Source organism: Roseburia sp., assembly GCF_041325975.1.
GTDB classification, from domain to species: Bacteria; Bacillota; Clostridia; order Lachnospirales; family Lachnospiraceae; genus Roseburia; species Roseburia rectibacter.
Genome location: NZ_JBGLEJ010000004.1, coordinates 203,650 through 228,673, shown reverse-complemented (window position 1 = coordinate 228,673; position 25,024 = coordinate 203,650). Strand labels below are relative to the sequence as shown.

Annotated in this window: 27 protein-coding genes; 18 read left to right on the top strand and 9 right to left on the bottom strand. The window is 42.2% G+C overall.

Translation table 11 applies throughout. The features are described from left to right. Window positions 1–23 precede the first annotated feature (23 nt). Entirely contained in the window at window positions 24–965 is a 942-nt protein-coding gene (gene ftsY / locus ACDD58_RS04425; protein ID WP_118209637.1) for a signal recognition particle-docking protein FtsY, read from the top strand. A gap of 23 nt (window positions 966–988) precedes the next feature. Continuing rightward, a complete protein-coding gene (ilvA, locus tag ACDD58_RS04420; RefSeq protein ID WP_118209638.1) occupies window positions 989–2,200 on the top strand; it encodes a threonine ammonia-lyase in 1,212 nt (403 codons plus the stop codon). A 109-nt stretch (window positions 2,201–2,309) separates the two neighbouring features. On the opposite strand, the gene ACDD58_RS04415 is transcribed toward ilvA, so the two are convergent. Next, a complete protein-coding gene (locus tag ACDD58_RS04415; RefSeq protein ID WP_241070934.1) occupies window positions 2,310–2,702 on the bottom strand; it encodes a pe-pgrs family protein in 393 nt (130 codons plus the stop codon). A 253-nt stretch (window positions 2,703–2,955) separates the two neighbouring features. Here ACDD58_RS04415 and ylxM point away from each other — a divergent pair, with 253 nt between their 5' ends. The 7 genes from ylxM (at window position 2,956) to trmD (ending at window position 7,260) form a co-directional block, all read left to right on the top strand. Next, a complete protein-coding gene (gene ylxM, locus ACDD58_RS04410; protein WP_117919880.1) occupies window positions 2,956–3,300 on the top strand; it encodes a YlxM family DNA-binding protein in 345 nt (114 codons plus the stop codon). Next, entirely contained in the window at window positions 3,301–4,647 is a 1,347-nt protein-coding gene (gene ffh, locus ACDD58_RS04405) for a signal recognition particle protein (RefSeq protein WP_370776032.1), read from the top strand. A gap of 35 nt (window positions 4,648–4,682) precedes the next feature. Beyond that, complete coding sequence (rpsP, locus tag ACDD58_RS04400; protein ID WP_006858540.1) at window positions 4,683–4,928, top strand: 30S ribosomal protein S16; 246 nt, start codon at window positions 4,683–4,685, stop codon at window positions 4,926–4,928. A gap of 18 nt (window positions 4,929–4,946) precedes the next feature. Next, window positions 4,947–5,177, top strand: a complete 231-nt coding sequence (locus ACDD58_RS04395) for a KH domain-containing protein (RefSeq protein ID WP_006858539.1) — start codon at window positions 4,947–4,949, stop codon at window positions 5,175–5,177. Between the two features lie 80 nt (window positions 5,178–5,257). After that, the gene (locus ACDD58_RS04390; protein WP_117919726.1) at window positions 5,258–5,995 is read left to right on the top strand and encodes a hypothetical protein; all 738 of its coding nucleotides are present in this window, start codon (window positions 5,258–5,260) and stop codon (window positions 5,993–5,995) included. A 15-nt stretch (window positions 5,996–6,010) separates the two neighbouring features. Then, a complete protein-coding gene (gene rimM, locus ACDD58_RS04385) occupies window positions 6,011–6,544 on the top strand; it encodes a ribosome maturation factor RimM (RefSeq protein ID WP_117919724.1) in 534 nt (177 codons plus the stop codon). Continuing rightward, window positions 6,541–7,260, top strand: coding sequence for a tRNA (guanosine(37)-N1)-methyltransferase TrmD (trmD, locus tag ACDD58_RS04380; RefSeq protein WP_370776030.1), 720 nt, complete (start codon window positions 6,541–6,543; stop codon window positions 7,258–7,260). Before rimM ends, trmD begins: the two co-directional genes overlap by 4 nt. 98 nt (window positions 7,261–7,358) lie before the next feature. Here trmD and ACDD58_RS04375 read toward each other — a convergent pair whose 3' ends face one another. Next, entirely contained in the window at window positions 7,359–9,086 is a 1,728-nt protein-coding gene (locus tag ACDD58_RS04375; protein ID WP_370777450.1) for an IS1634 family transposase, read from the bottom strand. A gap of 252 nt (window positions 9,087–9,338) precedes the next feature. On the opposite strand from ACDD58_RS04375, the gene rplS reads away from it, so the two are divergent. Next, on the top strand, window positions 9,339–9,692 hold the full coding sequence (gene rplS / locus ACDD58_RS04370) for a 50S ribosomal protein L19 (protein ID WP_006858535.1): 354 nt from the start codon (window positions 9,339–9,341) through the stop codon (window positions 9,690–9,692). Window positions 9,693–9,733: 41 nt separating this feature from the next. Here rplS and ACDD58_RS04365 read toward each other — a convergent pair whose 3' ends face one another. Beyond that, the gene (locus ACDD58_RS04365) at window positions 9,734–10,168 is read right to left on the bottom strand and encodes a hypothetical protein (protein ID WP_186898967.1); all 435 of its coding nucleotides are present in this window, start codon (window positions 10,166–10,168) and stop codon (window positions 9,734–9,736) included. Here ACDD58_RS04365 and ACDD58_RS04360 point away from each other — a divergent pair. From ACDD58_RS04360 to hisC, 3 genes are all read left to right on the top strand, one after another. After that, the gene (locus ACDD58_RS04360) at window positions 10,061–10,318 is read left to right on the top strand and encodes an aldo/keto reductase (RefSeq protein ID WP_370777448.1); all 258 of its coding nucleotides are present in this window, start codon (window positions 10,061–10,063) and stop codon (window positions 10,316–10,318) included. The two genes, ACDD58_RS04365 and ACDD58_RS04360, sit on opposite strands and share 108 nt — an antisense overlap. A gap of 230 nt (window positions 10,319–10,548) precedes the next feature. Next, a complete protein-coding gene (locus ACDD58_RS04355) occupies window positions 10,549–11,757 on the top strand; it encodes a pyridoxal phosphate-dependent aminotransferase (RefSeq protein WP_370776027.1) in 1,209 nt (402 codons plus the stop codon). A 13-nt stretch (window positions 11,758–11,770) separates the two neighbouring features. After that, a complete protein-coding gene (gene hisC, locus ACDD58_RS04350) occupies window positions 11,771–12,826 on the top strand; it encodes a histidinol-phosphate transaminase (protein ID WP_370776025.1) in 1,056 nt (351 codons plus the stop codon). A 12-nt stretch (window positions 12,827–12,838) separates the two neighbouring features. Here the strand turns inward: hisC and ACDD58_RS04345 are convergent, their stop codons facing one another. Continuing rightward, window positions 12,839–13,747 (bottom strand): type II CAAX endopeptidase family protein, encoded by a 909-nt coding sequence (locus ACDD58_RS04345; RefSeq protein ID WP_117922544.1) that lies wholly within the window; start codon window positions 13,745–13,747, stop codon window positions 12,839–12,841. Between the two features lie 282 nt (window positions 13,748–14,029). Between ACDD58_RS04345 and ACDD58_RS04340 the strand changes: the two genes are divergently transcribed. Then, window positions 14,030–14,329, top strand: coding sequence for a YerC/YecD family TrpR-related protein (locus ACDD58_RS04340; protein WP_117922545.1), 300 nt, complete (start codon window positions 14,030–14,032; stop codon window positions 14,327–14,329). Window positions 14,330–14,413: 84 nt separating this feature from the next. Here the strand turns inward: ACDD58_RS04340 and ACDD58_RS04335 are convergent, their stop codons facing one another. Continuing rightward, the gene (locus ACDD58_RS04335; RefSeq protein WP_117922546.1) at window positions 14,414–15,025 is read right to left on the bottom strand and encodes a DUF1836 domain-containing protein; all 612 of its coding nucleotides are present in this window, start codon (window positions 15,023–15,025) and stop codon (window positions 14,414–14,416) included. 161 nt (window positions 15,026–15,186) lie between these two features. On the opposite strand from ACDD58_RS04335, the gene pcrA reads away from it, so the two are divergent. The 4 genes from pcrA (at window position 15,187) to ACDD58_RS04315 (ending at window position 19,921) form a co-directional block, all read left to right on the top strand. Continuing rightward, window positions 15,187–17,430, top strand: coding sequence for a DNA helicase PcrA (gene pcrA, locus ACDD58_RS04330; RefSeq protein WP_370776022.1), 2,244 nt, complete (start codon window positions 15,187–15,189; stop codon window positions 17,428–17,430). A gap of 166 nt (window positions 17,431–17,596) precedes the next feature. Next, window positions 17,597–17,893 carry a hypothetical protein gene (locus ACDD58_RS04325; RefSeq protein WP_370776020.1) on the top strand — a complete coding sequence of 99 codons (297 nt, stop codon included), beginning with the start codon at window positions 17,597–17,599 and terminating at the stop codon, window positions 17,891–17,893. Window positions 17,894–17,965: 72 nt separating this feature from the next. Next, window positions 17,966–19,651, top strand: coding sequence for a 23S rRNA (uracil(1939)-C(5))-methyltransferase RlmD (gene rlmD, locus ACDD58_RS04320; RefSeq protein WP_370776018.1), 1,686 nt, complete (start codon window positions 17,966–17,968; stop codon window positions 19,649–19,651). A 24-nt stretch (window positions 19,652–19,675) separates the two neighbouring features. Next, a complete protein-coding gene (locus ACDD58_RS04315) occupies window positions 19,676–19,921 on the top strand; it encodes a DUF6061 family protein (RefSeq protein ID WP_021683568.1) in 246 nt (81 codons plus the stop codon). A 51-nt stretch (window positions 19,922–19,972) separates the two neighbouring features. On the opposite strand, the gene ACDD58_RS04310 is transcribed toward ACDD58_RS04315, so the two are convergent. The 4 genes from ACDD58_RS04310 to ACDD58_RS04295 form a co-directional block, all read right to left on the bottom strand. Next, the gene (locus tag ACDD58_RS04310; protein ID WP_370776015.1) at window positions 19,973–22,618 is read right to left on the bottom strand and encodes an ABC transporter permease; all 2,646 of its coding nucleotides are present in this window, start codon (window positions 22,616–22,618) and stop codon (window positions 19,973–19,975) included. A gap of 15 nt (window positions 22,619–22,633) precedes the next feature. Beyond that, complete coding sequence (locus ACDD58_RS04305; RefSeq protein WP_006858253.1) at window positions 22,634–23,305, bottom strand: ABC transporter ATP-binding protein; 672 nt, start codon at window positions 23,303–23,305, stop codon at window positions 22,634–22,636. A gap of 135 nt (window positions 23,306–23,440) precedes the next feature. Further along, on the bottom strand, window positions 23,441–24,340 hold the full coding sequence (locus tag ACDD58_RS04300) for a sensor histidine kinase KdpD (RefSeq protein ID WP_119623802.1): 900 nt from the start codon (window positions 24,338–24,340) through the stop codon (window positions 23,441–23,443). Then, the gene (locus tag ACDD58_RS04295; protein WP_119623801.1) at window positions 24,333–25,010 is read right to left on the bottom strand and encodes a response regulator transcription factor; all 678 of its coding nucleotides are present in this window, start codon (window positions 25,008–25,010) and stop codon (window positions 24,333–24,335) included. The genes ACDD58_RS04300 and ACDD58_RS04295 overlap by 8 nt, the downstream gene beginning before the upstream one ends. Window positions 25,011–25,024: the final 14 nt, after the last annotated feature.

Here is a 25,024-nt window from a genome sequence, read left to right as displayed (position 1 = left end):
GACAAATAAGAAAGGCAGGATGTATGGGAGAAGAAAAAAAAGGATTCTGGAGCCGATTGGTTTCCGGACTCAGCAAGACGAGAGATAACATCGTATCCGGGATCGATTCGATCTTCAGCGGATTTTCCAGTATTGATGATGATTTTTATGAAGAAATCGAAGAAATCCTGATCATGGGGGATATCGGTGTCAATGCGACGGAGTCGATCATTGAGAATCTCAAAGAAAAAGTAAAAGAAAATAAGATCAAAGATCCGGCAGAGTGCAAGGAACTTCTTATCAACAGCATCAAAGAACAGATGGATGTCGGAGAAACTGCGTACCGGTTTGAAAATGAAAAGTCTGTGGTACTTGTCATCGGTGTAAACGGTGTAGGAAAGACGACTTCCGTTGGAAAACTGGCTGGCAAATTAAAAGATCAAGGGAAGAAGGTTGTTCTTGCAGCAGCCGACACGTTCCGTGCAGCAGCAGGTGACCAGTTGTTAGAATGGGCAAACCGTGCCGGTGTTGAGATGATCGGTGGACAGGAAGGGGCAGATCCGGCGGCAGTCGTATATGATGCGGTCGCAGCAGCAAAAGCGAGAAATGCGGATGTACTGCTCTGCGATACGGCTGGACGTCTCCATAATAAGAAAAATCTCATGGAAGAATTAAAGAAAATCAACCGTATTCTGGAAAAAGAATATCCGGATGCATACCGTGAGACTCTGGTGGTCTTAGATGCAACAACAGGTCAGAATGCACTTGCCCAGGCAAGACAATTTTCGGAAGTAGCAGAAATTACAGGTATCATTTTAACAAAGATGGATGGCACCGCCAAAGGTGGTATCGCTGTTGCAATCCATTCAGAACTTGGAATCCCGGTCAAATATATCGGTGTCGGAGAGACGATCGAGGATCTGCAGAAGTTTGATTCCAATGAATTTGTAAATGCACTTTTTGATGTAAAAGATCAGGCAGAATAATAAACAGATGAAGGAGAAAATAAATGTTAACATTAGACAAGTTTGAGGAAGCTAGTGAAAAAGTAAAAGAAGTCACTTTAGAGACAAAACTGGTATACTCTGATTTCTTAAGTGAACAGACAGGAAACAAAGTATATTTAAAACCGGAGAATATGCAGTTTACCGGTGCGTACAAAGTGCGTGGCGCTTATTATAAGATCAGCACGTTGACGGAGGCAGAACGTAAGAAAGGACTCATCACTGCATCAGCAGGAAATCATGCGCAGGGTGTTGCCTACGCTGCAAAATGCTATGGCTGCAAAGCTGTCATCGTGATGCCGACAACAACACCTTTGATCAAAGTAAACCGTACCAAGAGCTATGGCGCTGAGGTTGTTCTCTATGGAGATGTTTATGATGAGGCATGCCAGAAGGCATATGAGTTAGCAGAGGAAAAAGGATATACATTCATTCATCCGTTTGATGATCTTGCAGTGGCAACCGGACAGGGAACGATCGCAATGGAAATCTTTAAAGAACTTCCGCTTGTGGAATATATCTTAGTTCCGATCGGTGGAGGCGGACTTGCAACAGGTGTATCTACACTTGCAAAACTGTTAAATCCAAAGATCAAGGTGATCGGTGTGGAACCGGCAGGTGCAAACTGTATGCAGGCTTCTTTTAAAGCAGGAAAAGTAACGACACTGCCAAGTGTCAACACGATCGCAGACGGTACTGCAGTAAAGACACCGGGCAGCAAGATATTCCCATATATCAAAAAGAACTTAGACGATATCATTACGGTTGAGGATGATGAGCTTGTTGTTGCATTCCTCGATATGGTGGAAAACCATAAAATGGTTGTGGAAAACTCGGGCCTTCTTACGGTAGCAGCGTTGAAACATCTTGGTGTAAAAGATAAACGTGTCGTATCAATCTTAAGTGGTGGTAACATGGATGTGATTACAATGTCTTCCGTGGTACAGCAGGGACTTATCTTCCGTGACCGTATCTTTACGGTATCTGTACTTCTTCCGGATAAGCCGGGCGAATTGTCAAAAGTAGCCGCAACGATTGCAGCAGAGCAGGGAAATGTGATTAAGTTAGAGCATAATCAGTTTATCAGCACAAACCGCAATGCAGCCGTGGAGCTTCGTATCACTTTAGAGTGCTTTGGTACCGATCACAAAAATCAGATCATCAAAGCATTAGAGAAAAATGGTTATAAACCGAAATTAGTCAGAGCGAGTCTGTAAGATTCTAAAAAAATAAGGAATTTCGTTAAAAGAAAACGAAATTCCTTATTTTGATCTATGCAATAAATCTGCTTCTGATATTACATGAGAGCATATGCAGTTAAATCTGCTATGATACCGTGTAAGACTGACCTGTCATTGTAAGACTGTCAATACTTGCACCGGAGTGATTTAAATGGATACCGAGTGTGAGATCAGAACCGGAATTCGGATCAAAAATCAGTTTCACGGAATTGCCGGAGATTGAGGTGGATGCTGTATATCCTGCAACCTCAACCTGATCGATCGAGTTATTGAAAGAAAGCGTCAGGGTAACACTGCCGGTCACATTGCTCCAATTTACGGCAACCAGACCTTTTCCGCCACCGTCCCATCTGTCCCATACACCTATGTAGGTCGCAGTTACGGAACCGGCTGCGGCATTTGAACCACTTGCAAGGTAAATGCCTTCTGTATGTTCTGGTGTCAGATAAATTGCAGGTTTCTGATATTTATTTTTCATTGGAACCTCCATTCCTGCGCAGTTTTGCGCAAGTACAAAACAGGTTTATTTCATGTGGTACTTTAGTCCGCAATGCTCATTGCTTACGCATATTATAAACAGCAGAAAAAAGAATTGTCAAGATTGATATAGGAAAAAAGTCTTGTTTTAAGAAAAAATAAATACTGGTGTCAAGAAAAAATGCTTGACACCTATTCTTTTTTATGATAATCTATGCAAGGTGCTGATGTGAGAGTACAGATTGGGATATAAAATGGAAGAAAAGATTGAACAGGCGTATCTCTATGATTTCTATGGAGAGCTTTTAAACGAACATCAGAGAAAGATATACGAGGATTTTGTGTTCAATGATCTCTCACTCGGTGAGATCGCAGATGAAGAGGGAATCAGCCGTCAGGGTGTACATGATATGGTAAAGAGATGTACGAAGACTCTGGAAGGATATGAGAGTAAACTTCATCTGATCGAGAAGTTCCAGACCGCAAGAGGTATGGTAACAAAGATTCATGCATTGACAAAAGAGTTCTATAAGAATCATGACGAGGCAGTATTAGAAGAGATCGAGCAGATCTCCAACCAGATATTAGAGGAGCTATAGATGGCATTTGACAGTTTATCCGAAAAACTCCAGAATGTATTTAAGAACCTGAGAAGCAAAGGTCGTTTGACAGAAGATGATGTGAAGGCTGCTTTAAAGGAAGTTAAGATGGCTCTTTTAGAGGCCGATGTCAATTTCAAAGTGGTCAAACAATTTGTAAAAGACGTGCAGGAGCGCGCGATCGGGCAGGACGTGATGAACGGACTGAATCCGGGACAGATGGTCATTAAGATCGTAAACGAAGAGATGGTTCGCCTGATGGGGTCTGAGACAACAGAAATCGCACTTCGTCCGGGCAAAGAACTGACGATCATTATGATGGCAGGTCTTCAGGGTGCCGGTAAAACGACCACAACAGCAAAGATTGCCGGAAAGTTAAAAGCCAAAGGCAAGAAGGTGCTGCTTGTCGCCTGTGATGTTTATCGCCCGGCAGCAATCGAACAGCTGCAGATCAATGGTGAAAAACAGGGTGTGGAAGTATTCTCCATGGGAGATAAGAACACTCCTGTAAATATTGCAAAGGCTGCGGTAGAGCATGCCACAAAGAATGATTTTAATGTGCTGATCATCGATACAGCAGGACGTCTTCATGTAGATGAAGACATGATGGCTGAATTGATTCAGATAAAAGAAAATGTTGCGGTATCACAGACAATATTAGTTGTTGATGCCATGACAGGACAGGATGCCGTTAATGTTGCGAAGACCTTCGATGAGAAGATCGGAATTGACGGTGTGGTACTTACCAAACTTGATGGTGACACCAGAGGTGGTGCGGCGCTTTCCATAAGGGCAGTGACCGGAAAACCGATTCTTTACGCAGGTATGGGAGAAAAACTTTCTGATTTAGAGCAGTTTTATCCTGACCGTATGGCATCAAGGATTCTTGGAATGGGTGATGTGCTGACTCTCATTGAGAAAGCACAGAGTGAAATCGACGAGGAAAAAGCCAAAAAGCTCGAAGAAAAGATGCGCAAGAATGAGTTTGACTTTGAGATGTATTTAGAATCTATGAGTCAGATGAAAAAAATGGGCGGTCTTTCCAGTATTCTTGGTATGATGCCGGGACTTGGCGGTGGCAAGATGCCTGAGATTGACGAGGGAGCGGCTGAAAAGAATATGGCGCGTACCGAGGCGATCATCTTTTCGATGACAGTCGAGGAGAGACAGAACCCTTCATTGCTCAATCCGAGCAGAAAGCGCAGGATCGCACAGGGAGCAGGCGTTGATATTGCGGAAGTAAACCGTCTTGTAAAGCAGTTTGACCAGGCAAAGAAAATGATGAAACAGATGCCTGGCATGATGAAAAAAGGTAAAAAGGGAATGTTTAAAGGACTTCCTTTTTAATAAATGAACAGCAAAAATTTAAGGAGGTGAAAGTAATGGCAGTAAAGATCAGATTAAGAAGAATGGGACAGAAGAAAGCACCTTTCTATCGTATCGTAGTTTCTGATTCCAGATCCCCGAGAGATGGAAAGTTCATCGAAGAGATTGGAACATATGATCCGACTAAAGATCCAAGCGAGTATCATGTAAATGAGGACTTAGCAAAGAAATGGTTAGCAAACGGAGCTCAGCCAACAGATACCGTAGCAAGAATTTTCAAAAATGCTGGTATTGAGAAATAGGATCAGTGAGGTGGACCTATGAAAGAATTAGTAGAAGTAATTGCCAAGGCACTTGTTGATTGCCCGGATGAAGTTGTTGTAACTGAGACCGAGAATGAAAAAGCGATCGTATTAGAGTTGCGCGTTGCACAGTCTGATATGGGTAAGGTAATCGGCAAACAGGGACGTATTGCGAAAGCGATCCGTTCTGTTGTAAAGGCTGCTGCCTCAAAAGAAGAGAAAAAAGTGATTGTGGAGATTATGCAGTAATCTTCACAGTAAACCGGCGTGATCATGAACATGGTGCAGCCGGTTTTTTTTCTATCAGGGAAGGAAGAGAGGGAATAAGAATGAGAGGTATTGCAAAAAAGTGTTGTATATTTTTAATGACATTCCTGTTAGCTATACAGATGCCGGTAATGGCAAGTGCTGCTGAAAGATTAACGGACACAGGGAATGATACCGTATTTATCGAAGAAAATGTGCTGGATGGGACAGAAGGCATCGTAAATGAATCCTATAAAGGTGCTTATACAAAAATGCGTTTTAGCGGAAAACTCACGCAGGTATATTGCCCGAAAAACAAAAGGACATACGTATATAAAGTAGGAAATATGCCGTCAAACGGAAGAATCACAAAAGTGAGCAGCTCAAATGGAAAAGTGGCAAAGATTGCCATAGGTGACAATAATGTCCGGATCAAACCATTAAAGGCTGGAACCTCAACAATCAAAGTGACGGTAAAAACAGGCAGATTATTGACAACTTTTACGTCAAAACTGACTGTTTATAAATGGAGCAATCCGGCTGCAAGTTACAAAATTGGAAATAAACAATTAAAAAATCAGTTTAAAAATACAAATATTTATGATTACAAATCTGCAAATAATAAAACATTAAAGTTTGACGTGAAAGCGAAAACAGGATGGAAGATCACGTCATTTACTTATTATGATAAGAACTGGAAAAGTACGTCTTATCTGAATTCGGCAAAAAAGATCAAAGTACAAAAAGGCGGTTCCGTGCAGATTAATTTTACAAATCAGAAAACAGGCCTGGTCGAGAATGTTGTGATCAGGATTAAATGACAGAATGGAGGATTTATGGAGAATTTACTTCAGGTAGGTGTCATTACAACGACACACGGTGTGCGTGGGGAAGTGAAAGTATTTCCGACCACAGATGATGCAGCACGCTTTAAAAAATTAAAACAGGTAATCTTAGACACCGGAAAAGAAAACCTTACACTCGAAATTGCCGGGGTAAAGTTCTTCAAAAATATGGTGATACTCAAATTCAAAGGATATGACAACATCAATGATGTGGAGAGGTTTCGAAAAAAAAGTCTGTATGTCACCAGGGAAAATGCGGTAAAGTTGAAGAAAAATGAGTATTTTATTGCAGATCTCATCGGACTTAAAGTAACATCGGATGAGGGCGAAGATTTAGGAGAACTGACGGATGTGCTGCAGACAGGTGCAAATGATGTCTATGTAATCAGCAAAGAAGGTGCAGATGATATTTTACTTCCTGCGATCAGAGACTGTGTAAAACAGGTGGATATCGAAGGTGGTACGATGCAGGTTCACCTGCTTGATGGATTAAGAGACTTAAACAGCAGGCGGGAGGAAGCATGAATTTTTACATTTTGACATTGTTTCCGGATATGGTCATGCAGGGATTAAACACCAGTATTATCGGCAGAGCCGCCGAGAAGGGACTGCTCTCGATCGAAGCGGTAAATATCCGGGATTATACGATCAATAAACATAAAAAAGTAGATGATTATCCATATGGCGGTGGGGCTGGAATGTTGATGCAGGCGCAGCCTGTTTATGATGCCTGGAAATCGATCGTTGATAAGATTGGTGCAAAACCGCGTACTATTTACCTTACACCACAGGGACCGACTTTTACCCAGCAGGCTGCAAAGTCGTTTGCGAAGGAGGAGAATCTGATTTTTCTGTGTGGACATTATGAGGGAATTGATGAGCGCGTCTTAGAGGAGATCGTGACGGATTATGTTTCGATCGGTGACTATGTACTGACGGGAGGCGAACTTCCGGCGATGGTCATGGTGGATGCGATTTCCCGCATGGTACCTGGAGTGCTGACAAACGATGAATCCGGTTCTACGGAGTCTTTTGAGGGAGATCTGTTAGAGTATCCGCAGTATAGCCGGCCGGAGGAGTGGATGGGTAAAAAAGTTCCGCCGGTACTCTTGTCAGGCAATCATAAACTTGTAGACGAGTGGCGCAGGGAGCAATCTATTATAAGGACGAAAGAAAGAAGACCGGATCTGTTTGCAAGGGCAGTGCTGACAGAAAAGGAACAGAAAAAGTGGAGATCATAAAATCCTGTCTTTGACAGTTGAGTAGACTAAAACGCCTCGCAAATCCAGTGTTTATGCTGGTTGCGAGGTGTTTTGTTCTCGTTTTGAAGTATGGTAATTTATTTCCTTCCCTTACTTTTTTTCTGAATTGTTTTCATTTGACTTTTGGTAATAAGCTGAAAGTCTGTTTCAAAACCACATACCTGATGCAAAGCATCGGTTAATTTATCACGTGTGTACAGGGGCATAAATCCCTGTTCCTGTACATCGGCAAAATTCATGGTCTTGAGTTTGTCTAAAATTGTTTCACAAGTATAGGTATTTCCTAAACCCTTTTCCAGGTAACGATAGATTACTAACGCAAGAAAACAGATGAGAAAGTGTGCTTTGATACGCATATCCTCTTGGAGATATATCGGTCTGGCTTCAAAATCAGTTTTCATGATGCGGAAGCATTCTTCGATTTCCCATCGGCCTTCGCTTACTTTTAAGATATCTTTTACATCATCATCCAGAAGGTCTGTCGTTACCGCATACATTCCATCATAAAGTGCTTCATTTTCAATCTTATCGACGTCCAGATATTTTTCAATCTTAGCAATTTCACCATCTTCTGTAACGGCAGTCTTACCTATAAATCTTGCTGGATCATTTGGATTCCTTCGTTCTTTTTTTGTTTTTCCGGAATGGAGCATCTTTTCTGCACGTTCCACTTGCTCATTGCGTATTGTTTTTTGATATTTCGCATATTTAGGAGAGTATGTAATAATCAGACGCTGGTGCAGCGAGTGGGGCGTATATGGCTTATCTTTATAATATAATCCCATATCATCTTCCGGGATTTTTGAAAGCTCAACAGGAGAATCATCGGAAACCCGTTTGAATCCAGTCTTATCCAACGCCCATCTTTTATCAACCTTATTTAATTTTTTGATCGACTGGGTAACGATAGATGCTCTTTCGCCGGCATGATTTATTTTTTTGATGGCTTCTGAACCAAGTCCTGCATCGCTGCAGTAAATAAATTTAGTGCAGCCAAAGTCCTGAAGAACTTTTGTTTCCAATGGCTTTAATGAAGTCTGTTCGTTTGCATTTTCTGGAAAAAGTGAAAAAACAAGAGGAATCCCGTCTCCATCCATGAACATTCCCATTTGTATGATGGGATTTGGACGATGTTCTTTTCCTTTTCCGTATTTCTTATCCCCATCTTCCTGCTCGATTTCAAAGAAATAGTTTGTGCAATCATAATAAAGCACCTTATCATTTCGTTTTCCAAGAAGATGACTGTTTTTATATACTTCTGACTGGATAAAATCGCATTCGTTTCCTAATACATCAAGAGCACGATATATGTCGTGCAGTTGATAAGAAGGTTTTTCCAGAAATTCAGAAGCCGTTTTAAAAGAAGAACGTTTGCTGGCTGGTTCTAAAATCCTTGCATAAATCAAGTCAGAAAGAATGACATTGATATCGTATTTGAATTTATGCTTATCCCGAAGTTTTCGGCAGGTCTTATCCAACTGAAGCTGATAATAAAAAGCTTGTGGAAAAAGATACCCTCCACGGTAAAAGACCTGTTGGTCATAATCCAGTTTATGGTCAGAATGAAAAGCTATCTGAACAGATTTGGTTTGCTGCTCTTTTTTATATTTCAGTGTTTCCAGTCTTGCTTCTTCACGAGCCCATTTCATGACATCATCACGGGTAGGACCATGTTCAGGCAAGAGTTCTTTCAGTGTTCCGAGTTTTCGAATGATAACAGAAGTACTGACGCCTTTGTTGTTAACGTAACCTTTCGAAATATAAAATGATTCTGAATTTTTTGATTTAGATGTCGTAACTCGCATACAAAAATTCTCCCATAGCTTATTATACAACACATTGCAATATAGTAAAACAAGAAAATTGACGCAAAAAAAGCAGGTTTTATGCGACCTGCGAGTATATTTTCTAATATTCAACTGTCAAACTCCCGAGTAAAAAATATCTTTACAATCACAAATTTATGTGATAAGATATAATAGTTGTGAGTAAAAATAGATGGTCCTCTGTTACGAATTCGCGTATTAAGAACATCCAAATTATCAGGAGGTCACAAAATGAACGCAAGTGAAATCATTAAGAACATTGAAACAGCACAGTTAAAAGCAGAAGTACCGGAGTTCCGTGTTGGTGATACTGTAAAAGTTTACGGTAAGATCAAAGAGGGTAACCGTGAAAGAATCCAGGTATTCGAGGGTACTGTACTTAAAAAACAGGGTGGAAGCAACCGTGAGACATTTACTGTAAGAAAAATCTCTAACGGTGTCGGCGTAGAAAAAACATGGCCGTTACATTCTCCGAACGTTGAGAAAGTAGAAGTAGTTCGTCAGGGTAAAGTAAGACGTGCTAAATTATTCTACTTAAGAGATCGCGTTGGTAAGAAAGCAAAAGTAAAAGAGTTAGTAAAATAGTAGATGTAAAAGAAAAGCTGCAGTGGAAACACTGCAGTTTTTTAATTTTTCGGACGTGCACTGCGGACTAAAGTACTTATGGTACAATAAGTAACATGAACTTCTGCATCGGTCAAAGGGATCGCTTTCCGGTCTTTCATGGGCTGGTTTAAGGGTGTTGCGATACTGGTGGAAAAACATAACAATGAGGAGTTCCGGACCAGTTCCTCAAACTCAAATTCATCTGTCTGTATCAGAAAACGTGATGCAGGCATTTTTTGTTTTACCAGTTCAGTCCAGAAACCGATCTGGTCACGGAGAAGGCAGTTAAAGCCATTGAGCTGCGTGAGACTTAACTCGGCGTTATCTATAAAAACGATTTCTTCAACATTCCGGTACTCAAAGAAATCGGAACAAAATATGGAAAGAGTGTAGCTCAGGTAGCACTCCGCTTCCTGCTTCAGAATGGGGTAGTTGTCATCCCGAAATCTACCCACGAAGAAAGAATGCAGGAAAACTTCAATGTGTTTGATTTTTCACTGACCGATGAGGAAATGAAGCAGATCGAGGCACTTGATACAGGAGAAAGTTTATTCTTTTCACATTATTCACCGGAAACCGTGGAATGGTTTATGAGTATTGTATAGATAACAGGCTTGTAAAAGCGTATTGCAGTTTATGGAAGCTGCAATACGCTTTTCGTGTATAATAGGGAAAAATCGTCGCATTATGGAACATCAATAATTCCAATGAAAATAGCATTTACTTCTTTATAGTGCTGTGGTAAAGTATTTAAAGATATATTATAAATACACTTCTTTCAGTGGGATTTGTGTGATCTGCAACAACAGAAATGTATACGAATGGAGATAGAATTATGGTTTCAAAAAGAATACAAAAGGCTTTACTCGGAAATTCTGCGATCCGTGCAATGTTTGTAGAAGGAAAAGCAATGGCAGAAAAATATGGTGCAGAGAATGTCTATGATTTTTCTCTTGGCAATCCAGCAACACCGGCTCCGGCAGCGTTAAATAACAGTATCCGTGATCTGTTAGACGAGGCAGATAAAAAAGGTGCATCAGGTTCTCTGGAATTACACGGATATATGGAAAATGCCGGCTATAAAGATGTGCGTGAAGCGATCGCAGAGAACTTAAACAAACGTTTTGGTACTGTATTTGATGGTCAAAATATTGTAATGACAGTCGGTGCAGCAGGCGGTCTTAATATAATTTTTAAGACAATTTTAGATCCGGGAGATGAGGTGATCGTGTTTGCACCATTTTTCGGTGAGTATCGTCAGTATGCAGCTAATTTTGATGCGGATATTGTAACGGTAAATCCGGATCTTCGGACATTTCAGCCGGATTTAGCTGACTTTGCGGCAAAGATCACAGAAAAAACAAAGGCACTTATCGTCAATACACCAAATAATCCGACAGGTGTGATTTACAAACCTGAGACGATGCAGGCAATCGCTGCTATTTTAGAAAAGAAACAGGAAGAATACGGACATGACATTTATCTGATATCAGATGAGCCTTATCGTGAGCTGGTTTATGATGGAAATAAAGAAGATTTTCTGACAAAATATTATAAAAATACGATCGTTGGATATTCTTTCAGCAAATCATTATCACTGCCGGGAGAACGTATCGGTTATGTGGTAGTTCCAAATGAGGCATCTGATGCCGAAGATCTGATACGCGGTATTGAGATATCAAACCGTACGCTTGGATTTGTCAATGCACCATCTTTGATCCAGAAAGCAGTTGCAAGATGTTTAGATGAAAAAACAGACGTTTCTTTTTATGATGAAAACCGAAAGATGTTATACGATGGCTTAACGAATCTTGGCTTTACCTGTATCAAGCCGGAAGGAGCATTTTACCTGTGGGTGAAATCTCCGGTTGCCAATGAAGAAGAGTTTGTAGAAGAGGGCAAAAAGCTGCATCTTCTGATGGTAAAAGGAAGTGCATTTGGATGTGGCGGATTTGTACGCCTTGCTTATTGTGTTTCTCATGAGACAATCAAAAATTCACTTCCTGCATTTGCAAAATTAGCAGAAGTGTATGGACTGAATTAGTAGGAGGCATAGAATGGGTAACTGGGAATCTTATGTAAGAAAAGTAGTACCGTATGTTCCGGGAGAGCAGCCACAGGAACAGCGTATGATCAAATTAAATACAAATGAAAATCCGTATCCACCGGCACCAGGAGTGATCCGTGCACTCAAAGAGTTCGATACAGACCGGCTCAGATTATATCCGGAGCCGGCCTGTAAAGTTCTTGTCGATGCGATCGCAGAGTATTATGGTTTAAAGAGCAGTCAGGTTTTTGTGGGTGTTGGATCTGATGATGTACTTGCAATGATCTTTATGACGTTCTTTAATTCTAAAACACCGATCTGGTTTCCGGATATTACTTATTCGTTTTATGATGTGTGGGCAGATATGCTTCGGATACCATATGAGGTAAAACCGTTAGACGATAATTTCCAGATCGTAAAAGAAGATTATTATGGCGAAAATGGAGGCGTAGTTTTTCCAAATCCAAATGCACCGACAGGAATTTTAATGCCACTTTCAGAAATTGAGGATATCATAAAGCATAATCAGGATGTGATTGTGGTTGTGGATGAGGCATATATCGATTTTGGAGGGGAGAGTGCACTTCCTCTGATTGAGAAATCTGATAATCTGCTGGTGGTCCAGACTTTTTCAAAGTCACGTTCCATGGCAGGCATGCGTATCGGCTATGCAATGGGAAATGAAAAACTTATTAAATATATTAATGATGTGAAGTACTCATTTAATTCCTATACGATGAATCAGACAGCACTTGCACTTGGTGTGGAAGCAATAAAGGACAAGGACTACTTCGAAGAGACCAGACAGCGTGTAATAGCGACCCGTGAATGGACAAAGAAAGAGCTTGCAAAACTTGGTTTTTCATTTGGAGATTCCATGAGTAATTTTATCTTTGCAACACATGAGCGTGTGCCGGCAAAAGAATTGTTTGAGGCTTTGAAAAAAGAACATATTTTTGTGCGGTATTTTTCAAAAGAACGAATCAGCAATTATCTGAGGATCAGTATCGGAACAAAAGAAGAGATGGAAGAACTGATTCGTTTCCTGAAAAATTATCTGCAGTGATGAAACCGGACGTTAATTGAATGGAGGAAAAGTATCATATCCCGTATTTTCAAGTGGCAGAATAGACATTTGTTTTTGAACCATGCGGTTTGATCCAAAATGGAAGAGGACAAAACCGCATGAGATACAGATCACTCCTGTGGCAAAATAAAGGATGAAAAAGAGTGCACTGCTGCCGGTTGGTAAAATGCTGCTTATGACGGTTCCCCAGAAGTTAAATAACATGTGAAACAGGATAGACTGATAAATACTGCCACCTCTTTCACAGATGTAACCCAGAATCATACCGAGGAAAAATGCATAGATTCCCTGTATCATATTCATGTGGAAAACTCCGAATAAAAGTGCCTGCATGATGTTTGCTGCCCAGAACGGAAATACTTTTTTTGCCTGATGCATGGTAACACCGCGAAAGAGAAGTTCTTCACCGATTGGGGCAAGCAGGACGGAGTAAAAGAACATGGATACGGTCAGCCCATTTGTCATTCCTGCAGTGTCCATAAGTTTTTCATAGGCTTTCATCCACTGTGGAAACAAAGATGCCAGGAAAGAGACCAGATAGGTCGACAGACACTGTGTACCAGGTACTAAAAGGATGATCCCAATAACGGAAAGCGGATGGAAAATCTTTCCCGGGTGAACCAGATAAATCCCATGATATCCGGCATGGTACCATAGACCGAATGCTCCGATACAGAGCAGGGAAAATACGATCATGATCATGGTATTTACGCGCGTTGAGGACCAAAGGTTTAAAGTATTGTTCCAAAGCTCTGTATAGACATGGCTGGAAGAAAAAATATAGCGGATATGTTCATAAAACAGGGCTACTCCCATTACAAAAAACATGGCAAGGTACTGGAATGCTATCGCAAGCAAAAATGGTATAAAAGTAAAGAAAAATGAGCCTATTTTTTTCATGTGGAATGCTCCTTTACAGGGTAAAATATTTGTTGGTAAAAAATATTATAGCAAACATATGTTTGAAAATCAATAGAAAAGAAATAAAAATCAGAACAAATGTTCTGATTTTGTAAACCGATATATTTCATTGCATTTACATGGAGAAAATGATATAATAACGGTCTGCGAAAAAAATAAAATAACAAAAATATCTATTTACTTTAAAACTTTAATATGCTAAAATGCAACATAGGTGTATAGCGCACATAGCGTGCAATCAATAAAAAAGGAGAAAGGATTATGAGCAAGAAACTTAGGACAGAGGCAGTTGATCATCTGTTTGATGCTATTTTAAGCCTCCAGAACAAGGAAGAATGTTATACATTTTTTGAAGATGTATGTACTGTGAATGAGCTGCTTTCTTTATCACAGAGATTTGAAGTTGCGAAGATGCTTAGAGATCAGAAGACATATCTTGATATCGCAGAAAAGACCGGTGCTTCCACTGCAACGATCAGTCGTGTAAACCGTTCATTGAATTATGGCAATGACGGATATGATATGGTTTTCTCAAGACTTCAGGAAAAAGATAAAGAATAGAAATAAAAAGAACCGCTATTCCGGCAGACAGGTGTATATGCAAATATATGATCATCTGTCTTATCAGAAATAGCGGTTCTTCTATTATTTTTTGGATGGTTTTGTGTCCGGATCTTTTGAAGCCATCTGGTCGATCATTTTTTCAATCAGAGTTTTTTTGATGTATACATCATAACTGAGCATACAGATAAAACTGAACGTATGCAAAAGATCGGCTTCTTCTTCCGATGCATCCGGGAATGTTTTCATGGAAGTGTTGAATTTCTTTGCAAGATCTTTCATGAGGTTCTGTGTTTCCGGATGTTCTAAACTGAAAACTTCTTTATAGATATCTTCGAGACTGTAGTGCTCGTCATTGCCGAAGTATTTTTCTGTGATCGGATTTAAAATCCCCTGGATATCGCTGATACTTAAAATACTCTTCAGATAATAAATAAAGATCAGAACCAGTACATGTTCTTTGGTATATTTCTTCTTTTCCGGTGGAGGAAGAAGGTTGTTTTTTGCATAATTGTTGATCATTGTCTTAGTCAGGATTTTGTCGTCATCATGACGCTTGGAAGCTGCAAGCTGTGAATCCATAAATGTGGTTACCTGATCCATATATAAATCAATATTCGGAATATCTTCCGGTTTGACGTAATCAATCTGCTGTAAGGAATCTAAGATTGAACGTAAAAATTGTTTCGTATCCATATTTGTGTCACCTCTTATCACATTATATAGTAATGAAAACTAGATGACAAGATATAAATGAAAAAATAATTTAACAAAATAATTCAAGATAGGTTTTATTGCACGAAAAGTACATGTTATAGTATAATAGCAATCAATGAAAGAAAAGGAAAATAATAAATATGAGTATATACGATACACTGAATGAACAGCAGAGGGAAGCAGTATATCAGACGGAGGGACCGGTGCTGATCTTAGCGGGAGCAGGTTCCGGGAAAACGCGTGTGCTGACACACCGTACTGCTTATTTAATAGAAGAAAAGGGAGTTAATCCCTATCATATCATGGCGATCACTTTTACCAACAAGGCAGCTGGGGAGATGCGGGAGCGGATTGATAAAATTGTTGGATTCGGTTCGGAAAGTATCTGGGTATCGACCTTTCATTCAAGTTGTGTGAGAATCCTGCGCCGTCATATTGACCGGATCGGATTTGATACCAATTTTACGATCTACGATGCGGATGATTCAAAATCCCTGATGAAAGATATCTGTAAGCGTTTAGAGATCGATACTAAGATTTATAAAGAGAAAAGTTTTTTAGCAGCAATCTCGTCAGCGAAAGACGAACTGATCACACCGACAGAACTGATGCAGCGTGCACTGACATCTTCTGATTATGCAAAACGCAGACAGGCGGAGGTATACCGGGAGTATCAGGATGCATTACATAAGAACAATGCGCTTGATTTCGATGATCTGATCATGAAAACGGTAGAACTTTTACAGTCGGATCCTGAAGTGAAAAATTATTATCAGGAGCGTTTCCATTATATTATGGTAGACGAGTATCAGGATACCAATACAGCACAGTTTGAACTGATCCGTCTTCTGGCGGGAAAGTATCAGAATCTTTGTGTAGTAGGTGATGATGACCAGTCTATTTATAAGTTCCGTGGGGCGAATATTTATAATATTTTAAATTTTGAAAAACATTTTCCAGATGCAAAAACAATCAAATTAGAGCAGAATTACCGTTCCACCCAGAATATTTTAAATGCAGCAAACAGCGTGATCGCAAACAATGTTGGCAGAAAATCAAAGACACTCTGGACTGCAAATGAAGAAGGTAAGAAGATTGATTTTGAACAGTTTAATACCGGTTATGAGGAAGCTGATTTTATCGCATGTGATATTGCAGGTGATGTAAAGAACGGAGCTTATCATTATGGGGATCATGCTGTTTTATACCGTACAAATGCGCAGTCACGACTGTTTGAGGAGCGTTTTATCGTATCAAATATTCCGTATAAGATCGTCGGTGGTGTAAACTTTTATGCCAGAAAAGAAGTGAAGGATCTTCTTGCTTATTTAAAGACGATTGACAATGCACGTGATGATCTTGCGGTGCGTCGTATTTTAAATGTTCCAAAACGTGGCATTGGCGCAACGACTGTAAACCGTGTGACTGATTATGCTGGGGCATACGATATCAGCTTTTATGATGCCTTAAAGCGTGCAGATGAAATCCCGTCCATTGGAAAAGCAGCATCAAAAGTAAAGCCATTCGTAAATCTTGTTCAGGTGTTCCGGAGTAAACTGGAGTTTATCAGCATTTCACAGCTGCTTCATGAAGTGATCGAGGAAACAGGATATGTTAAGGAACTTCAGGCGGAAGGTACCGATGAAGCTGAGGCAAGGATCGAGAATATCGATGAGCTTTTAAGTAAAGTTGTAAGCTATGAGGAAAGCGAGGAACATCCGACACTGAGCGGTTTTCTGGAAGAAGTAGCACTGGTGGCAGACATTGACAGCCTGGAAGATGACAGCGACTATGTTGTCTTGATGACGCTGCACAGTGCAAAGGGACTGGAATTTCCTAAAGTGTATTTAGCAGGTATGGAGGATGGTCTGTTCCCAAGCTATATGTCGATCACGTCGGATGATTCAAGTGAGCAGTTAGAGGAAGAACGCCGCCTTGCTTATGTGGGTATTACCCGTGCAATGAAAGAATTGACGATCACCTGTGCAAGGCAGAGAATGATCCGAGGTGAGACACAGTACAATAAAGTTTCACGATTTGTCAAAGAAATTCCTGCAGAACTTTTAGATGGAAAAGAAACAGTTCCTGCAAGAAAGGAAGCGGGTACTTCAACTGGAAATGAATGGAGTGCAAAATCAAAACGGATGAACATGAAACAGCAGCCTTCCGGACAGAGCATGCAGGCGCGTGCATTTGCGTCTGTTCATACGAAAGCGGAAAAACTGCCATATGATATTGCTGACCGTGTTTTACATACAAGGTTTGGAGAAGGCACTGTAGTTGCGATCGTAGAAGGTGGACGGGACTATGAAGTCACGGTTCAGTTTGATACAGTGGGCATCAAAAAAATGTTTGCTTCTTTTGCAAAATTAAAAAAGATATAAAAATGTTTAATTTATAAATTTTTAATAGGCGAAATGGGAAACATATGATATAATATTAGCATGTAATGAATTTACATTGCGGAATGTAATACGCATAATATTAGAATCATCAGGTAACATATGACTGTGAGATACAGCAGTCTTAAAATAGAAGGAGGGGAGCCCTATGAACAAGATGGACGATTTAAAAGATTTAGTTAACATTTCAAGATTAAACGAACTGCTGAATAAAAAAGAAGCAGAGGAAGAGAAGAAAGCTTCCAAAGTTGTCTGGGTATTTGCGATTATCGGAATTATTGCCGCAGTGGCAGCAGTAGTTTATGGAATCTATCGTTTCTTTGCACCGGATTATCTGGAAGATTTTGAGGATGACTTCGAGGATGATTTTGATGATGATTTCTTTGAAGACGAAGAAGATGACGACAAAGCAGAAGAGCCAGCAGAGGAAAAAACAGAAGAGTAAGAAATATCTTAGGGGGCTGCAGTGTTGCAGCCCTTTTTAGTTTGTGTTAATAGAAAAAGAAAGGAACTGGTTATGAAAAAAGGGCAGATCGTAGAAGGAATCATAGAAAGGGTGGATTTCCCGAATAAAGGAATTTTAAGAACGGAAGATGGTACACGTGTGATCGTAAAAAATGCGATCATGGGACAGAAAGTATCAGCAGCAGTCAATAAGGTCAGAAAAGGAAAATGCGAAGGACGACTGCTTGAAATATTGGAAAAATCTGCACTGGAGCTGCCAGAACCTGGATGTGTTCATTATGGGATCTGTGGTGGCTGTACATTCCAGAGCCTTCCATATGAGCAACAGCTTAAGATGAAAGAAAAGCAGGTCAAAGACCTGATCGACGCAGTCATCACTGAAGAAAATAAGGGATATGAGTTTTTACCAATCAAAGCAAGTCCAAGACCAAAAGCATACCGCAACAAGATGGAGTTTTCATTTGGAGATGAATATAAGGATGGTCCGTTGGCACTTGGAATGCACAAACGCGGCAGTTTTTATGATATCGTAAATGTAGGAGAGTGCCAGATCGTAGACGAAGATTTCCGTCGTGTGCTTAAGATCACGTTGGAATATTTTAAGGAAAAACAGATTCCATTTTATCATAAACTCCGTCACACTGGGTATCTCCGTCATTTTCTTGTGAGAAAAGCAGCAAAAACAGGAGAGATTTTAGTTGACCTTGTGACAACTACACAGATGGAGGAACTTAGTGGGGAAAATGAAAGTGCATTATTAGAAGGCTGGGTGAAAAAACTTTGTGAGGAAAAATATGACGGTGTGCTAAAAGGAATTCTTCATACAAAAAATGACAGCGTTGCCGATACGATCAAAAATGAGGGGACAGATATTTTATTTGGACAGGACTTCTTTTATGAGGAACTGCTTGGTCTGAAGTTTAAGATCACACCATTTTCCTTTTTCCAGACAAATTCCCTTGGTGCAGAAGTACTCTATCAGACTGCACGTGAATTTATCGGGGATGCGCTCGACGATGAGGCGAATCAGACAGTATTTGACCTGTATTCCGGAACCGGAACAATCGCACAGATACTTTCTCCGGTTGCAAAGAAAGTGATCGGTGTGGAGATCGTGGAGGAAGCTGTTGTGGCTGCAAGGGAGAATGCAGCTTTAAACGGACTTACCAACTGCGAATTTATCGCGGGAGATGTATTAAAAGTGATCGATACGATCGGGGAAAAACCGGATTATATCGTACTTGATCCGCCAAGAGATGGAATCCATCCGAAAGCACTGGAGAAAATCATCCGCTATAATGTGCCGCAGATGGTCTATATTTCCTGTAAACCGACCAGCTTAGTAAGAGATCTTGAAGTGCTGCAGGCGAGAGGTTATCAGGTGAAGAAAGTGCAGTGCGTGGACATGTTCCCTGCGACGGGAAATTGTGAGACGGTTGTCTTGCTTTCCAAGGGCGAGGTCGACTCGAAAAAGATTCGGGTTGAGTTCTCTTTGGAAGATATGGATATGTCGGAGTTCCAAGATGGGGCAACCTACACGCAGATCAAGGACTATGTACTGGAACATAGCGGATTAAAGGTATCCAACCTCTATATCTCACAGATTAAACGGAAATGTGGGATTGAGGTAGGCAAAAACTATAATCTGCCGAAATCCGAGGATTCCAGACAGCCCCAGTGTCCGCCGGAAAAAGAGAAAGCAATCCGAGAAGCATTCAAATATTTTGGGATGATCTAACATCCAGCAAAGTGGAGGTTTCTTATGGATAGATTGATTTCTTGTGAGTTTAACATGGATACCGCTTGTGTGGAACTGAAATTTTTAGATGGCAGCATGATTGCCATTGATACCATCGCCGTGGAGAATGAGGTTGCTGACAATATGTATCAACGGTCAGAACTGGATTATCTAATCTACAATGATCCGGTTGGATATGCAGACTTGATCTTGAACGGTGATCCCGAAATTTATCTAAAAACTGTAACTGAATGTAAACCCTTAGATTAAAACTCAGCCCTCTGCCTTTTCCTTGGCAGAGGGCCGTTTTTTGCTTAACAGTTATTGAGCATCCCTTAATTGCTCTACAACACTGCATTTCGCTGCATTGTCATACATCATGCAAGGAATCAGCCACCCCAGCAGAAGAAATACCGGAATTGTCAGCAGGACAGGCAGAATGGTGAATCGATACTCAAAGAACCAGAACATACTGCCCAGCATTTTTCCCGCAAGAGGTCCCACCGCCAGCGACAGAATAAAGGCCGCCGCTACAGAAGACATTGCGTAAAACAACCCCTCGTAGATCAGCATGGTTTTGAGCTGCCGGTTTGTCATTCCTACAGCCTGAAGCACAGCAAATTCACGGCGGCGGGAAAGAATACCGGTCATCATGGCGTTGAAGAAATTTAAGAGTCCCACCAGCCCAATGATAGCACAGAGGATACCACCTATCAGAAGGAACATCTGCCGGAACTGAGCAAATTCAGAGCGAGCCGTGGCCTTGCTTTCATACATCAAGGGCGAAAACTCACCGGCAGTGAGCTTCGATAGATATTGCTCTGCTTCGGCCTCGTCAACTTCGTCCGCTGTGTCGAACAGGTAGAGCATCGGAATGGCCGCACCACCGCTGTCCCTCTGTGCGGTATCCACAGACAAAACCGCCTCATATCCAATACCATCATAACGATAACTCATGGAAAACGGAAGCTCTACCAAGGCGCAGACCGTGTACTCTACATCTCTGGCTCCATACAGTTTTTCCTGAAGGTACTCCTCCGGTGTATCTTCGGTGCAGAGTTCCCCGGTGCGGCTGTCGATATATTTCACATCGTCCGTATAGGTAGCGGTAATCGTGTCTCCCACCTTGGGGTAGTATTCAGGATTGGGCAGATTGCCGTAGTCATCTAAGGAAACCGCAATGGCAATAGCGTTATTGTTTGGCTCCAGCATAGGAGAAATATCTCCGTCGAATACTTGCAGCTTGTCAAACAGGCTGTTATCCAAAGCCTCAATTCTGGTCTTTCCCATCACCATATTGCCCCGGTGCTCCATGCGGCTCATATGGCTGTCCACCTGCTCAGCACTTTCGAACAATGCATAGTCCTGCCGCAGAGCATCCTCCGTCATCCAAAGATATACGGGTTTTCGCACAGCATATCCCGTGCCGGAAAGACTGGACTTTGTGTTTGCTGCGATCTCTTCGATCTGTTCCGGCGTGATGAATTCATCTGCCGGGTTGTAATGGAAATAGTCGGGCGTGCTGACGATAAAATCGGCGCAGGTCATGAAGGATACATACTTCTCCATGCTGAAGCCGCCCACAAAGGCACACAGTGCATTGAACAGCGTCACCGACAGTGCCAGAGACACCACCACCAGCACCGTCTTTTTTTTGTTTCGTCCCAGATTGGCAAAGGCCATCTGATGGAGCTTCGCTCCCCGGGTGCTGCGCTGTTTTTTCTTGGTCTGCATCGCATCTGTATATTTGGTAGCCTCCACCGGAGAAACCCTGGCTGCCATTTTCCCGGGCTTGGAGCAGGACAAAAGCACCGTCAGCAGGGCAAACAGCACGGAGCCAACAAAGATCACAGGCGAAGTGCTGATGGTGGTGATGCCTGCATCCAACTGGGTGGAGCGCAAGACAACAGGCACCAGAACAGCGCCAATGCCATAGCCCAACAGCAGCCCCGCCGGAATGCCGATCAGACAAAGCAGAAGTGCCTGCTGGCGAATGATGCGTTTGAGCTGCCGGGGCGTTGTGCCAATGGTTTTCAGAAGCCCGTAAAACCGGATATCCCCCGCAACAGAGATCTGGAAAATGTTATAGATGATAAGATACCCGGTGAAAATCACCAGCAGCAAAAAAGCTGCTATGGCGATCACAAGTTCCGGATCGAGCTGCGACTCCAGCTGGGATGAGGTATATCCCCAGTTGACGCCGATTCGAACGCTGTTGGGATCGGTATAGCTGTCCCATGTGTAGCCGAGATCGGTATCCACCTGCTCCATCTGCCCTTGAATGTTTGTACTGGAAGCCATCATGACATTCAGGTCAGTGCGGAAGGGCTGTAGCCCTGTTTTCACTGCCTGCGCTTCGATGTCATCTGCGTAATCACGGCTGATGTTGATGTAGTGAACAGGCATTAGTTCATCATAGTCCCAATAGCCTACCAGCGTAAAGGTATCTGTTACAGTAAAGGCGGTTTGATCCTTGTCCGTAATGGAATAGGAAACCGTGACCTCGGCGCCCAGCTCCGGCGTTACGCCAAGCAGCTGCAACGCTGCCGTATCCATGGTTACCTCTTTGCCGCTTTCGGGCATCCGTCCGGTAGTAGGGGTTGCATAGCTCCATTTAGTGCAGTTGGCATCCATGTAGCTGATCTCTGCCGGTATTTTGGCAAAGACCCCCTCCGCAGTGATACCGATTACCTTCCGTACCCCCGCAGCCTTCACCTTTGGGTGGGCAGCGATACGTTCCGCCTGCTCGGGGGAAACATCCTTAAAGGTACCGTGTGCATAGCCACCTACCTGCCGAAACTGGTAGGTTTCATAACTGGCGTTCAACGACAAGACAATGGTGAACATGGACGTAAATAGCAGCGTTGTCAGCGCAATGGCAAAAATAGCGATCAGATTGCGGCGACGGTTCGCATAAAGAGATTTTAAGCTGAGCTTTCGAATACATTTTCTGTTTTTGACATTCATCGTAGCCACCTCCCGTTAGTTCTGGGAGACGATCCGACCATCTTCGATACGGATAATGCGGTCTGCCATCTGCGCAATTTCTTCGTTGTGAGTGATCATTACGATTGTCTGGGCGAACTTTTGACTGGTGACTTTCAAAAGGCTCAATACATCCTGGCTGGTTTTGGAATCCAGATTGCCGGTGGGTTCATCTGCCAGAATGATAGCGGGTGCTGCCGCCAGCGCACGGGCAATGGCTACTCGCTGCTGCTGACCGCCGGAGAGCTGATTGGGCAGGGCATCCAGACGATCATCCAGCCCAAGTGTCTGTACAATTTGCTGTACGAAATCCTTATTGACCTTGCCACCGTCCAGCTCAATGGGTAGAACAATATTTTCATACACATTCAGCACCGGAACAAGATTATATGCTTGGAACACAAAGCCGATTTTCCTGCGGCGGAAGATGGTCAGCGCTTCCTCCTTCAGGGAGAAAATATCCTGTCCGTCCACCATGACCGTGCCACTTGTAGGGCGATCCAGCCCGCCCAGCATGTGCAGCAGCGTGGATTTGCCGGAGCCGGATGTGCCGACAATTGCAACAAATTCGCCCTTCTTTACACTTAAATCAACTCCATCCAACGCATGAACTGCGTTATTGCCGGAGCCATAAATCTTTTTCAGGTTTTTTGCCTGTAAAACTTCCATAAATGAGTACCTCCATGAAAAAATCTGTATGTATGAAAGGAAATGATCCTTTGATACATACAGATTATCGCATAGGAATCTTTCCACATTCTTTCCGGCGGAAAATGAAATCTAACAGTTTTGATAGAATTGTTGTTATTTCGGCAGAAATATGGAAAACGTACTTCCTTTTCCCGGAACGGAAGCAACCTTGATATAACCGCCCTCGCCGGATATGATCTGTCGGGCAAGGTATAAGCCGATGCCGACCCCTTCTTGTTTCTGCACACTATTCGAGCGGTAAAAGCGAGCAAATATCTTCGCTTGCTCAGTTTCCGGTATGCCTGAACCGGTATCCGATATATCGATCCTTGCAAACATTTCATAGCTTACGGCAGAAATAGTAATGGTGCCATGCTCTGTATATTTGATGGCGTTGTCTACGATATTAGCCAGCGCTTCCGCTGTCCATTTGAAGTCGAATACAGCAAAAGCATCGGTATCTTGCAGTTGCAAAGACAATCCTTTTTCAGAAACCTTGGCGGCATATTGTTCTACTACGCTTTCAAGCAGCGGCTGCAGCGCTGCCGGCTGGGGGGAGAGTGAAATGATCCCGTTTTCCAGTCTGGAAAGCTTTACGAGAGAATCGATCAGAAATCGCAGCTTTTCCGATTGTTTGTACAGCGCCTCCACATTTGCCTTCGCCGATGCAGGCAGAGTTTCCTCCATCAAAAGCTCGCTGTATAACAGCAGATTTGCAATCGGCGTTTTCGTTTGGTGGGAAATGTCCGCAATCAAGGTCTTGATTTTGTCTTTTTCCTGCGCTACATTTTGAGAAGATGCTTCTGCGGCGGAAAGATAGTGCGCAAACTTCGTTTCCAATGCAGATAGCTGGCTTTCATCAAAATTGGTTTCAGAAAAGGAGCCGGTCATGGCAGCGTCCAGCATCCTTTCGATTTCTTCCATCGTTTTTCTGATCTTCCTCCGCTCCCATAATACAGCAGCTATCGCCGCCAGAAAACATAGCAGTATGATCACAATGCCGGTTTTATTCATCTTTTGTCACCCAGCTATAACCGATTCCGTAGATGGTTTTAATGTATTTCTGTGCGCCAAGCTTATCCCTCAGACGCTTGATCGTAACAGACAAAGCATTTTCATCCACATATTCTGCGCCATCTGTCCAGATCCGGTCGACAAGGTCTCCACGGGTCATGGTTCGGCCTCGGTTTTCAACAAGCAGACGCAGTAATTTTTGTTCTGTTTTGCTCAATTCAACTTTTGAATCTCCCACATAAAAGGTCATAGCCTCAAAGTCAAAGTGAAATAGATCCATATGGAACGGCGCATTTTTATGGTTTGACACTTGCTTTCGCAGTTGGGTATTCACCCTTGCACGCAAAACCGAAAGAGAAAAGGGCTTGGTAATATAATCATCAGCGCCCCTCTCCAGTCCGTCTACGATGTCCAGATCGGTGTCATTGGCAGTCAGCAGAATAACAGGAATATAGGGTGTGTTTTCCTTGACCTCCCGGAGCAGCTCAAGCCCACTGCCATCCGGCAGATTGATATCCAGCAGGATCAGGGATACACCGCCGCAAAGCAGCTGTTCCTTCGCCGCTTTTAGGTCTTGGCAGGAAATGATCTGACGGTCATCTGCTTTCAGTGCTTTACTTAAACCCTGATTCAACCCTATATCATCTTCAATAATCAATAATTGTTCCATGTATCTCACTCCCT

Excerpts from the sequence above, each read along its gene's own strand:
- ACDD58_RS04305 (WP_006858253.1), bottom strand. The coding sequence starts at position 23,305 with ATGGAAGTTTTACAGGCAAAAAACCTGAAAAAGATTTATGGCTCCGGC.
- ACDD58_RS04340 (WP_117922545.1), top strand. The coding sequence starts at position 14,030 with ATGAGCAAGAAACTTAGGACAGAGGCAGTTGATCATCTGTTTGATGCT.
- ACDD58_RS04300 (WP_119623802.1), bottom strand. The coding sequence starts at position 24,340 with ATGAATAAAACCGGCATTGTGATCATACTGCTATGTTTTCTGGCGGCG.
- ACDD58_RS04335 (WP_117922546.1), bottom strand. The coding sequence starts at position 15,025 with ATGGATACGAAACAATTTTTACGTTCAATCTTAGATTCCTTACAGCAG.
- trmD (WP_370776030.1), top strand. The coding sequence starts at position 6,541 with ATGAATTTTTACATTTTGACATTGTTTCCGGATATGGTCATGCAGGGA.
- hisC (WP_370776025.1), top strand. The coding sequence starts at position 11,771 with ATGGGTAACTGGGAATCTTATGTAAGAAAAGTAGTACCGTATGTTCCG.
- ACDD58_RS04310 (WP_370776015.1), bottom strand. The coding sequence starts at position 22,618 with ATGAATGTCAAAAACAGAAAATGTATTCGAAAGCTCAGCTTAAAATCT.
- ACDD58_RS04375 (WP_370777450.1), bottom strand. The coding sequence starts at position 9,086 with ATGCGAGTTACGACATCTAAATCAAAAAATTCAGAATCATTTTATATT.
- rplS (WP_006858535.1), top strand. The coding sequence starts at position 9,339 with ATGAACGCAAGTGAAATCATTAAGAACATTGAAACAGCACAGTTAAAA.
- ACDD58_RS04355 (WP_370776027.1), top strand. The coding sequence starts at position 10,549 with ATGGTTTCAAAAAGAATACAAAAGGCTTTACTCGGAAATTCTGCGATC.
- ylxM (WP_117919880.1), top strand. The coding sequence starts at position 2,956 with ATGGAAGAAAAGATTGAACAGGCGTATCTCTATGATTTCTATGGAGAG.
- rpsP (WP_006858540.1), top strand. The coding sequence starts at position 4,683 with ATGGCAGTAAAGATCAGATTAAGAAGAATGGGACAGAAGAAAGCACCT.
- ACDD58_RS04395 (WP_006858539.1), top strand. The coding sequence starts at position 4,947 with ATGAAAGAATTAGTAGAAGTAATTGCCAAGGCACTTGTTGATTGCCCG.
- ACDD58_RS04315 (WP_021683568.1), top strand. The coding sequence starts at position 19,676 with ATGGATAGATTGATTTCTTGTGAGTTTAACATGGATACCGCTTGTGTG.
- rimM (WP_117919724.1), top strand. The coding sequence starts at position 6,011 with ATGGAGAATTTACTTCAGGTAGGTGTCATTACAACGACACACGGTGTG.
- ACDD58_RS04390 (WP_117919726.1), top strand. The coding sequence starts at position 5,258 with ATGAGAGGTATTGCAAAAAAGTGTTGTATATTTTTAATGACATTCCTG.
- pcrA (WP_370776022.1), top strand. The coding sequence starts at position 15,187 with ATGAGTATATACGATACACTGAATGAACAGCAGAGGGAAGCAGTATAT.
- ACDD58_RS04325 (WP_370776020.1), top strand. The coding sequence starts at position 17,597 with ATGAACAAGATGGACGATTTAAAAGATTTAGTTAACATTTCAAGATTA.
- ACDD58_RS04295 (WP_119623801.1), bottom strand. The coding sequence starts at position 25,010 with ATGGAACAATTATTGATTATTGAAGATGATATAGGGTTGAATCAGGGT.
- ACDD58_RS04415 (WP_241070934.1), bottom strand. The coding sequence starts at position 2,702 with ATGAAAAATAAATATCAGAAACCTGCAATTTATCTGACACCAGAACAT.
- ACDD58_RS04345 (WP_117922544.1), bottom strand. The coding sequence starts at position 13,747 with ATGAAAAAAATAGGCTCATTTTTCTTTACTTTTATACCATTTTTGCTT.
- ffh (WP_370776032.1), top strand. The coding sequence starts at position 3,301 with ATGGCATTTGACAGTTTATCCGAAAAACTCCAGAATGTATTTAAGAAC.
- rlmD (WP_370776018.1), top strand. The coding sequence starts at position 17,966 with ATGAAAAAAGGGCAGATCGTAGAAGGAATCATAGAAAGGGTGGATTTC.
- ftsY (WP_118209637.1), top strand. The coding sequence starts at position 24 with ATGGGAGAAGAAAAAAAAGGATTCTGGAGCCGATTGGTTTCCGGACTC.
- ilvA (WP_118209638.1), top strand. The coding sequence starts at position 989 with ATGTTAACATTAGACAAGTTTGAGGAAGCTAGTGAAAAAGTAAAAGAA.